The organism is Pseudomonas sp. AP42 (assembly GCF_001728935.1).
Taxonomy (GTDB): Bacteria; Pseudomonadota; Gammaproteobacteria; order Pseudomonadales; family Pseudomonadaceae; genus Aquipseudomonas; species Aquipseudomonas lactis.
Genome location: NZ_LYSO01000164.1, coordinates 1 through 10154 on the forward strand (window position 1 = coordinate 1; position 10154 = coordinate 10154).

At 59.8% G+C, this 10154-nt stretch carries 9 protein-coding genes; 4 read left to right on the forward strand and 5 right to left on the reverse strand.

The window, feature by feature from the left end; translation table 11 throughout:
* Positions 1 to 314: 314 nt before the first annotated feature.
* The 5 genes from groL to A7K61_RS29195 all read right to left on the reverse strand — a co-directional run bounded on the left by groL (position 315) and on the right by A7K61_RS29195 (position 4937).
* On the reverse strand, positions 315 to 1961 hold the full coding sequence (gene groL, locus A7K61_RS29175; RefSeq protein ID WP_044270906.1) for a chaperonin GroEL: 1647 nt from the start codon (positions 1959 to 1961) through the stop codon (positions 315 to 317).
* A gap of 50 nt (positions 1962 to 2011) precedes the next feature.
* The gene (locus A7K61_RS29180) at positions 2012 to 2305 is read right to left on the reverse strand and encodes a co-chaperone GroES (RefSeq protein WP_069558903.1); all 294 of its coding nucleotides are present in this window, start codon (positions 2303 to 2305) and stop codon (positions 2012 to 2014) included.
* A gap of 247 nt (positions 2306 to 2552) precedes the next feature.
* On the reverse strand, positions 2553 to 3029 hold the full coding sequence (locus tag A7K61_RS29185; protein WP_047711694.1) for an FxsA family protein: 477 nt from the start codon (positions 3027 to 3029) through the stop codon (positions 2553 to 2555).
* A gap of 66 nt (positions 3030 to 3095) precedes the next feature.
* Positions 3096 to 3827: a HugZ family protein gene (locus tag A7K61_RS29190; RefSeq protein WP_047711695.1), complete on the reverse strand. Its 732-nt coding sequence runs from the start codon at positions 3825 to 3827 to the stop codon at positions 3096 to 3098.
* 102 nt (positions 3828 to 3929) lie between these two features.
* Complete coding sequence (locus tag A7K61_RS29195; protein ID WP_044270899.1) at positions 3930 to 4937, reverse strand: DUF481 domain-containing protein; 1008 nt, start codon at positions 4935 to 4937, stop codon at positions 3930 to 3932.
* Between the two features lie 145 nt (positions 4938 to 5082).
* Between A7K61_RS29195 and A7K61_RS29200 the strand changes: the two genes are divergently transcribed.
* The 4 genes from A7K61_RS29200 (at position 5083) to A7K61_RS29215 (ending at position 9933) form a co-directional block, all read left to right on the forward strand.
* Positions 5083 to 5445 (forward strand): MGMT family protein, encoded by a 363-nt coding sequence (locus A7K61_RS29200; RefSeq protein WP_047711696.1) that lies wholly within the window; start codon positions 5083 to 5085, stop codon positions 5443 to 5445.
* 43 nt (positions 5446 to 5488) lie between these two features.
* Positions 5489 to 7030 (forward strand): AmpG family muropeptide MFS transporter, encoded by a 1542-nt coding sequence (locus A7K61_RS29205; protein WP_069558904.1) that lies wholly within the window; start codon positions 5489 to 5491, stop codon positions 7028 to 7030.
* A gap of 213 nt (positions 7031 to 7243) precedes the next feature.
* Positions 7244 to 8959 (forward strand): proline--tRNA ligase, encoded by a 1716-nt coding sequence (locus A7K61_RS29210; RefSeq protein ID WP_019817246.1) that lies wholly within the window; start codon positions 7244 to 7246, stop codon positions 8957 to 8959.
* Between the two features lie 20 nt (positions 8960 to 8979).
* On the forward strand, positions 8980 to 9933 hold the full coding sequence (locus A7K61_RS29215; RefSeq protein WP_044270891.1) for a hypothetical protein: 954 nt from the start codon (positions 8980 to 8982) through the stop codon (positions 9931 to 9933).
* The last annotated feature ends 221 nt before the right edge of the window (positions 9934 to 10154 follow it).

A 10154-nucleotide genomic window follows, 5' to 3' on the forward strand; every position in this document is an offset into this window, starting at 1 on the left:
GGCGGAACCCTAAGTGGCCGTTACCTAAATAACGGATATGTACCCGGTCCAACTGTGTTGACTGTCAGGCCGCCTTCGCGAGCAAGCCCGCTCCCACATTGGGATCGCGGGGTGTCAGGGAGATTGCCGTCGGCTGGCAGGGCGTCATCGCAGGCAAGCCAGCTCCCACAGTTGGATCGCGGGGGTGTCTGGGAGATCTGCGCCAGTCACGGGAGCAAGCTCTCTCGCCACAGGTCCAGCATGCAACCGTGCATAAAAAAGCCCCGCCTGCATCACTGCAGGCGGGGCTTTTTATAGCGCCGGGTAAGGCTGGCTTACATCATGCCGCCCATGCCACCCATGCCGCCCATGTCTGGCATACCGCCGCCAGCTGCGCCTTCGGCCTTCGGCTCGTCAGCGATTGCAGCTTCAGTGGTCAGGATCAGGCCACCGATGGAGGCTGCTGCCTGCAGCGCGGAACGAGTCACCTTGGTAGGGTCCAGAATGCCCATTTCGATCATGTCGCCGTAGACGCCAGTCGCAGCGTTGTAACCGTAGTTACCTTTGCCGTTCTTGACTTCATTGACCACAACGCTTGGCTCGTCGCCGGAGTTGGCAGCGATCTGGCGCAGCGGTGCTTCAACAGCACGACGCAGCACAGCGATACCGACGTTCTGGTCGGCGTTTTCGCCGGTCAGGTTAGTCAGCGCTTCCAGAGCACGGATCAGCGCAACGCCACCGCCAGGTACCACGCCTTCTTCAACGGCTGCACGGGTTGCGTGCAGGGCGTCTTCAACGCGGGCCTTCTTCTCTTTCATTTCAACTTCGGAGCCAGCGCCAACCTTGATCACTGCAACGCCGCCGGACAGCTTGGCCAGGCGCTCTTGCAGTTTTTCACGGTCGTAATCCGAGGAAGTTTCGGCAACCTGTGCACGGATCTGCGCGATACGGGACTCGATGTCGCCTTCAACGCCAGCACCGTCAACGATGATGGTGTTTTCCTTGGAGATGGTCACGCGCTTGGCGCTACCCAGGTTTTCCAGGGTGGCGCTTTCCAGGCTCAGGCCGATCTCTTCGGAGATAACGGTACCACCGGTCAATACGGCGATGTCCTGCAGCATGGCCTTGCGACGGTCGCCGAAGCCTGGAGCCTTGACGGCTGCAACCTTGACGATGCCACGCATGTTGTTCACAACCAGAGTCGCCAGGGCTTCGCCTTCAACGTCTTCGGAAACGATCAGCAATGGGCGGCCGGCTTTGGCAACGGCTTCCAGTACTGGCAGCATTTCGCGGATGTTGGAGATCTTCTTGTCGACCAGCAGGATCAGCGGGTTGTCCAGTTCGGCAACCATGGTCTCTGGCTTGTTGACGAAGTAAGGAGACAGGTAGCCACGGTCGAACTGCATGCCTTCTACAACCGACAGTTCGTTTTCCAGGCCCGAGCCTTCTTCAACGGTGATCACGCCTTCTTTACCGACTTTTTCCATGGCTTCGGCAATGATGTCGCCGATGGAGCTGTCGGAGTTGGCGGAGATGGTGCCTACCTGAGCGATGGCCTTGGTGTCGGCGCACGGCTTGGACAGGTTTTTCAGCTCGGCAACGATGGCGATGGTCGCCTTGTCGATGCCACGCTTGAGGTCCATAGGGTTCATGCCGGCAGCAACGGCCTTGTAGCCCTCGTTGACGATCGCCTGAGCCAGTACGGTAGCAGTGGTGGTGCCGTCGCCTGCGTCATCGTTGGCACGGGAGGCAACGTCTTTGACCAGCTGCGCGCCCATGTTCTCGAAACGGTCTTTCAGTTCGATTTCTTTGGCGACGGAAACGCCGTCCTTGGTGATGGTCGGAGCGCCGAAGCTCTTCTCGATGATCACGTTACGGCCTTTCGGGCCCAGGGTCGCTTTTACCGCGTCAGCCAGGACGTTAACGCCTTTGAGCATTTTTTTACGGGCGGAATCGCCAAACAGAACTTCTTTAGCAGCCATGATCGATATTCCTTAAATACTTTGTAGTAACGGGAAAATGAGCGAGGAAATCAGTCTTCCAGAACGGCGAGAATTTCGTTCTCAGCCATTACCAGCAGGTCTTCGCCGTCTACTTTCACAGTGTTGCCGCCGGAGTAAGGGCCGAAAACAACCTTGTCACCCACTTTCACGGCCAGTGCGCGTACATCACCGTTCTCCAGGGTTTTGCCTGGACCAGCAGCGACGATCACACCGTGGTTGGCTTTTTCAGCAGCCGAACCTGGCAGAACGATCCCGCCAGCGGTTTTCTTTTCTTCTTCGCTGCGACGGATTACGACGCGGTCGTGCAGAGGACGAAGCTTCATTGTCGATCTCTCCTAATTGTGTTTTTCATCGGCCGGTATCAATTCCGGCGGGTTAAATTCCGGCGGTGCCGGTCGCGGCTCGCTGGGCGAGACGCGGAAGTCTGTCTGATGTCACCACCAGAAACCTTGCGGTGACCGTTACATAAGGGCGCCCAGGCTTATTACAAGGGGCCGGGGATGAAATTTTTTGTGTCGGCTCAAGGGTAAATGCAACACGGCACCCGAAGGTGCCGTGCCGGTGAAGCGGTTATTTGTTGTCGCGGTGTTCGAATTCGCCTTCGATCACATCACCTTCACGCCCCAGGGGTTGGCGCGGAGCCGGACCGCCACGGGGTTGCAGGTCGTCGGCGAACGCACGCTGGCGCATCGCGGCCTCTTCAGCACGCTGGCGCATTTTGCCGGCCAGCAGCTTGCGGGTGAATGGCAGCAACAGCACCAGGCCAAGCACGTCGCTGATAAAGCCCGGCAGGATCAGCAAGCCACCGGCCAGGGCCATCATCAGGCCCTCAAGCATGGTCTGGGCCGGCAGTTCGCCGCGGTTCAGGCTTTCACGGGCACGCAGCGCAGTCGCCAGGCCGGCGACACGCAGCACCAGCACGCCAAGCATGGAGCCAGCGATGATCAGCAGCAGCGCCGGGAAGAAACCGATCGCACCGCTGACTTTAACGAATACGAACAGCTCCAACACCGGAAACAGCAGAAAGAGCAATAAAAAAGGGCGCATCAAATGGTTCCTCAACGCAAGAATGCCTTGCCAGTTCACCTTAGATGACGTCGCCATTGCGTGAATTCAAGCAGTAGCCACGGTTTTTTTCGGCCAGACCTCGGCGTGCGCCAATGAAACCAGGGCTTCGCGTACTTGTGTCGGCGTATTGCAGGGCTCGGCAAACCCTAGCCAATGCAACGATTGGCCAATGCGCAGGTGCATGCCTTCGCTGTCGATACCGACCAACTGCGCAGACTCGGTGGCTGGCAAACCGCCCAGCTCGACGTAATGGGCAATGGCTTTGGTGTGATCGCTGTTCATGTGCTCGATCATGCTGCGCTCGGCCTTGCCCGCAAACGGGTTGGCCAAGGTCAACTGGTCGACCCAATGGATCGCGCCAAACCCACCGATATAACGGTGGCGCACCGGCTTGAGCACCCAGAAATCGAAATCATGGGCCTTGTGGTAGTTGGCCGAATCAGGGAAGTAGCGGTAGTAGCGCTCGGCAGCTGCTTCGATGGCGGCGGCGTCTTCCAGCTTCTCGGCTTCGGCCAGGTAGGTCAGGCGCCCGACGGCTTGCACATCATCGGCCTCGCGCTCACCCACCAGCAGCGAACACTTGGGGTCTTTTTGCAGGTTATGGGTGTGCTGGGCAATGCGGCTGATCAGGATCAGCGGGCGGCCCTGCTCGTCCAGGCAGTAGGGCACCACCGAGCCGAAGGGAAAACCGGGCATGGCTTTGGACTGTGTGGCGAGCGCCCCACGGTATTCCTTGAGCAACAGCTCTCGGGCGTTCTTGGCAACCTGCGTGCTCAATATAGGATTCCTCGGATATTCCGCGCCCCATGGCATATGGGAATGGATCTCAACACAAGGTAATCAATATCTGCGCAGGTTGCCAGAGGGGCCGACGCCGGCTTACCAGGCCACGCCGAAGCCTGCGGTGTAGCGGGTCTTGCTCAAGCTGCTGTCGGAGTCGCCGCTGATGACGTCACGCTCGGCCTTGAGGTTGAGCGATGCCCATTCGGTGACTTTGTAGCGCAGGCCCATCTCGGCATCCAGAGAGTAATCGGCCGGGCCGTCCAGGGGCTTGCCCAGTTCGCCATTGGTGAAGAACTCCACGGTCTTGCCTACCAGGTAGCGGTTGTAGTTCCACTTCATGGCCAGGGAGTAGAAGTTGTCCTTGCCGCCGTCGGCATATTCGTAATCGGTGCGGTTGACCAGCGAGCCGAGGGAGAACGCGCCCAACTCATCGTCCCAGAACTGGTAGCCCGGGCCGGTACCGACGGTGCGCTGGCGCGCCAGGTCTTCGACCTTGTCGCGCTTGTAGGTCAGGCGCCCCTGCCAGAACCAGTGCTCGGTGATAAAGCGGTCCAGGTCGTATTCCAGGGCCCAGTTGTCGGTGGTGGTGACGTCGTCCTGGAACTCGCGGTTGTACTCGCCCTTGCCCGTATGGCGCCACTGGCCGTGACGGGCCGAGGTCTTGAAGTCGATGTCGTAGTCGTTGGTGTCTTTGTCCGCGCGCTTGTAGTCCAGCGCCAGGTCGACGTTGCCCTTCCACACCAGGTCTTCGATCACAGGCTTGGGCTTCATGATCTGTTGGATACTTGCCAGTTCCACCGTCTTGGGCGCCTCGCCATTAGCCAGCACCACCTTGCCATCATCGGCTGCCTGCAAGGATTTGGCCTTTTCACCGGTGTAGGCGTCCTGCTTGACCAGCAGTTCCTGGTCGCTTTCCAGGGTTTTGACCTGCTTCCAGTCCACCGGGATGGAGCCTGCGTAGGAGGTTTGGATCAGCAACTTGCCACCGTCGAAGACTTTGATCTTGCCGGTGAGCCGGTCACCGTTTTTCAACCAGACGGTATCGGCGAGCAAGGGCGTGGAAGCACTGAAAACAGCAAGGCACAACAGGGTTCTGGACAACATAAGCAAGTACGGGGCTCAGGGTAGGCGAAAAAAGGGGCGTTATAGTGTTACATGGCTAGAACTGACTCAAGGATTTATATTGAGTTCAATACTCATCGTCATGTTTACAGACGTTTCTGACAAAACAACGACGATCTCAACGGATATGCCCACAGTGATTCCACCTGCCGATACGCCACAAAGCCCCGCCGAGATACGCCGCACTGCCCTGTACCTGACGCTGTCGCAGGTGCCCGAAGGCTGCGTGGTCAGTTACGGCGAGCTGGCACACCTGGCAGGTTTGGGGCGTGCTGCCCGTTGGGTCGGGCGCACCCTGAGTCAGTTGCCGCAGGACACGCGATTGCCCTGGCATCGGGTGCTGGGTGCCGGTGGTCGGATAAGTCTGCCGGTGGGCAGTGCCTCGGGTGACGAACAACGTGCGCGTTTACGTAGCGAAGGCGTCACTATCCTGAACAATCGTGTTGATATTCAGCGTCATGGCTGGCGTCCGGTAGAGCACAGCGGTTAGAGTGCGCGCTTTGTTTCCGCAAATCTGAGGCAGACTCCAGCCCATGCCCCGTAAAACCTGGCGCGCCGCGCTCGCCGCCTATGCCAGCCCTTCGACGTTAGTGCTGTTGTTGCTCGGTTTCGCCGCCGGCATGCCTTACATGTTGGTGTTTTCGACGCTTTCAGTGTGGCTGCGTGAAGCCGGTGTGGCCCGCGAGACCATTGGCTATGCGAGCCTGATCGGTCTGGCCTACGCCTTCAAATGGGTCTGGTCGCCGCTGCTCGACCAATGGCGCCTGCCGTTGCTGGGGAAACTGGGGCGCCGTCGCTCGTGGCTGGTGCTGGCCCAATCGCTGGTGATCCTCGGATTGATCGGCATGGGTTTTTGCGACCCGCAAAAACACCTGTCCTGGTTGATCGCCATTGCGGTGGTCGTCGCCTTCGCGTCGGCCACCCAAGACATCGCTGTGGATGCCTACCGCCTGGAAATCGCCGACGACAGCCGTCAGGCCGCCCTGGCGGCAAGCTACATGTCTGGTTATCGCATCGCCGCCCTGCTGGCCACGGCCGGTGCGCTGTTCTTTGCCGAAGGCTTCGGCTCCACCGGCTTCAACTATAAACACTCGGCCTGGACCGGCACCTATGTGCTGTTCGGCGTGTTGATGGTGCCGGCGCTGCTCACCACATTGTTTATGCGTGAGCCCGATGTGCCACTGCGCACCCAACTGCAGGCCGGGCGCTACAGCTTCGCGCACCAGTTGGTGTCGGTGTTTGTACTGATCGTGCTGTTGGTCTCGGTGCCGGCGATGTTTACCCAGCTGTATAACACCGACTTTGCCAGCGTACTGTTCCAGGGCGTGAGCCTGTGGGAGCTGCTGATGGAAGACCGCGCCTTCCTGCGTGCCATCCTCTATATCACCCTCACTGCGCTGTGCCTTTCGGCCATGGGCCGCCGGGGCCTGGCGCCGGTGCTGACGCCGGTCAACGACTTTATCCTGCGCTACCGCTGGCAGGCGCTGCTACTGCTCGGGCTGATTGCGACCTATCGCATGTCCGACACCGTGATGGGCGTCATGGCCAATGTGTTTTATATCGACCAGGGTTTCACCAAGGACCAGATCGCCGGGGTGAGCAAGATCTTCGGCCTGATCATGACCCTGCTCGGTGCCGGCATGGGCGGGCTGTTGATCGTGCGGTTCGGGATATTGCCGATCCTGCTCATCGGCGGCGTGGCCTCGGCCGGCACCAACCTGCTGTTCGTGATGCTCGCCGACATGGGCCCTGACCTGCAGATGTTGATCGTCACCATCTCCCTGGACAACTTCAGCTCGGGCATGGCCACTTCAGCGTTCGTGGCTTACCTGTCGAGCCTCACCAACCTCAAGTTCTCCGCCACCCAATATGCGTTGCTCAGCTCGATCATGCTGTTGCTGCCACGTTTGATCGGTGGGTATTCGGGGGTGATGGTGGAGAAGTTCGGGTATCACAACTTCTTTATGATCACCTGCCTGATGGGCGTGCCGACGCTGTTCCTGATTGCGCTGCATTGGTTCCAGGAGAACCGCCGCGCCCGGCTGAATCCCCCTGAAGAAACAGACCCCTTGTAGGAGCGAGCTTGCTCGCGAAAAACGTCAACGATAAAGCGGGCTTCCTGTATGAACGCGGCGCCTGTGAATTTTTCGCGAGCGAGCTCGCTCCTACAGGCATTAGGGCCAGCCCCCCACAGTCAGATCCCCCGCAACGTCACGCCTGTACTCCGGCGACAAGCGCCCGTACAATCCCAAGTCATTTCAAGTCCAAGCAACCGACAACGGCCTACCATGCGTACCAGTCAATATTTGCTCGCCACACAGAAAGAAACGCCTTCCGACGCGGTTGTGATCAGCCATCAGCTGATGCTGCGCGCCGGTATGATCCGCAAACTGGCCTCGGGCCTGTACACCTGGTTGCCCATGGGCTTGAAGGTGATGCGCAAGGTCGAAGCCATCGTTCGTGAAGAAATGAACGCTGCCGGCTCTCTGGAAGTGTTGATGCCGAGCACCCAACCGGCGGAGTTGTGGCAGGAATCCGGGCGCTGGGAAGAGTACGGCCCTGAGTTGCTGCGTTTTAAAGACCGTCATGGCCGCGACTTCTGCGCCGGCCCGACCCACGAAGAAGTCATCACCGACCTGATGCGCAACGAGCTGAGCAGCTATAAGCAGTTGCCGCTGAACCTGTATCAGATCCAGACCAAGTTCCGTGATGAAATCCGCCCACGCTTCGGCTTGATGCGTGGCCGCGAATTCATCATGAAGGACGCGTATTCGTTCCACGCCGACCAGGCTTCCCTGCAAGCGACCTACGATCGCATGCACCAGGCCTACTGCAACGTGTTCACGCGCCTGGGCCTGAAGTTCCGTCCGGTTGAAGCGGATAACGGCTCCATCGGCGGTGCCGGCTCTCACGAATTCCACGTGCTGGCCGAGTCCGGCGAAGACGATATCGTGTTCAGCAACGGTTCCGACTACGCGGCGAACATCGAGAAGGCCGAAGCCATACCACGTGAAACCTCGCGCCCTGCTCCCACCGAGGAGCTGCGCCTGGTCGACACGCCAGACACCAAGACCATCGCGGCCCTGGTGGAGAAATTCAATCTGCCGATTGAAAAGACCATCAAGACCCTGATCGTGCGCGCCGAAGAAGAAGGCAAGCTGATCGCCCTGGTGATCCGTGGCGACCACGAGCTCAACGAAATCAAGGCCGCCAACCAGCCTGGCGTAGCCAGCCCGCTGGTCATGGCCACCGATGCCGAACTGCGCGACGCCATTGGCGCCGGTGCGGGCTCCCTGGGCCCGCTGAACCTGCCGCTGCCGATCATCATCGACCGCTCGGTGGAGCTGATGAGCGACTTCGGTATAGGCGCCAACATCGACGACAAGCACTACTTCGGCGTGAACTGGGAGCGTGACCTGCCGGTTCCAACCGTGGCCGACCTGCGCAACGTCGTGGCCGGCGACCCGAGCCCGGATGGCAAGGGCACCCTGGAGATCAAGCGCGGCATCGAAGTCGGGCACATCTTCCAGCTGGGCAACAAGTACAGCAAGGCGATGAAGTGCGAAGTACTGGGCGAGAACGGCAAGCCGATCACCCTGGACATGGGCTGCTACGGCATCGGCGTGTCCCGCGTGGTTGCCGCTGCCATCGAGCAGAACAACGACGAGAAAGGCATTATCTGGAGTGACGCCCTGGCGCCGTTCCAGGTGGCCCTGGTGCCGTTGCGCTATGAAACCGAGCAAGTACGCGAAGCCACCGACAAACTGTACGCGGAACTCACCGCTGCCGGTTTTGAAGTGCTGCTCGATGATCGGGACAAGAAAACCAGCCCGGGCATCAAGTTCGCCGACATGGAACTGATTGGCATCCCGCACCGGATCGTGGTCAGCGACCGCGGCCTGGCTGATGGCAATCTGGAATACAAGAGCCGGACCGAAGCCGAAGCCCAACCGTTGCCGGTGGCTGACGTGCTGTCTTTCCTTCAGGCGCGTATTCGTCGCTGAAAACCAGATCAAGAGAAGTCATGTTCAAGCGAAACACCAGAGCCCTGGGGGGCGCCGCCTTGTGCGGCGCCCTGCTGGTCAGCGGCTGCGCCAATCAGATGTCGCAACGCAGTGAGCACGAGGAGCGGGTCGAGCGTAAGTTGCTCGACCACAGCCTGCAGATCGACGTAGGCGAGCCTAAAGTGCTGGAGCTGCCGCAACGCCGGGTTCGCATTCATGAGCAGAAGACCTTCGAGGTCACCGAATTCGAAGTCACCCGTCGTTACGACCGCTACACGCCCTACCAGCCCTGGCGCAAACTCTATGAGATGCCCTTGGGTGCCGTGGCGCTGGTGGCGGGCGTGGGTGCCAACGTGGTGAATATCTTCGCCCTCGGCAACCTGCCCACGAGTGTGACCCATGACTGGTTGAGCTATGGCGTGGACGGCATCAACCCGTTCATGAACGTGCAATCCCACGGCCGTGCGCAACAGAACCTGGCGGCTATCGATGAAGTCCAGCGTGACAAGCGCCTGGAGTATTCGAGCCTGCCCTGGAGCGAACGCCCGGTACAAGTCACCGCCGGCAAGCAGACCCACGAACTGACCACCGACCGCAACGGCATACTGCGCCTGAACCTGTTGGACAGCCCGTTTGCCGAGCAGGACCTGAACCGCGTCACCACCTTGAAGATCAGTGTGCAAGATGGCCAGGACGACGTGCATACCGACTCGACCCTGGCGGTCAGCAACACGCTGCGCAGCAAGTTGCTCGAAGCCCATGCCCTGATCTACGACGATCTGGAAGATGACGAGGTGAACCAGTGGGTGCACCGGGTCAAACGCCTGTCGGAGTTGGGCCTGGAAGAAGAAGCCAGCGAGCTGGAACAAAGCCTGATCGAACTGACGCGCAATGACCCGGAGTTGCAGCAGGAGTTTGTGCAGGCGTTGACCAAGGATGCGGGGCGGTTGGTGGCAGACCCTGGCGCACGCTGATCGCTCGATGCTTGTGAAGATCAAACGGTGGGAGCTGGCTTGCCTGCGGTAGCCATAGGTATCTACACAACTTTGGTGCGACGCTGGACCTGTGGCGAGGGAGCTTGCTCCCGTGACGACCGGATGGCCGACGCTGTTCTAACTGACGCACCGCCATCCAAATGTGGGAGCTGGCTTGCCTGCGAAGACGGCCTGACAAGCAACACAGTTGGACCGGGTAC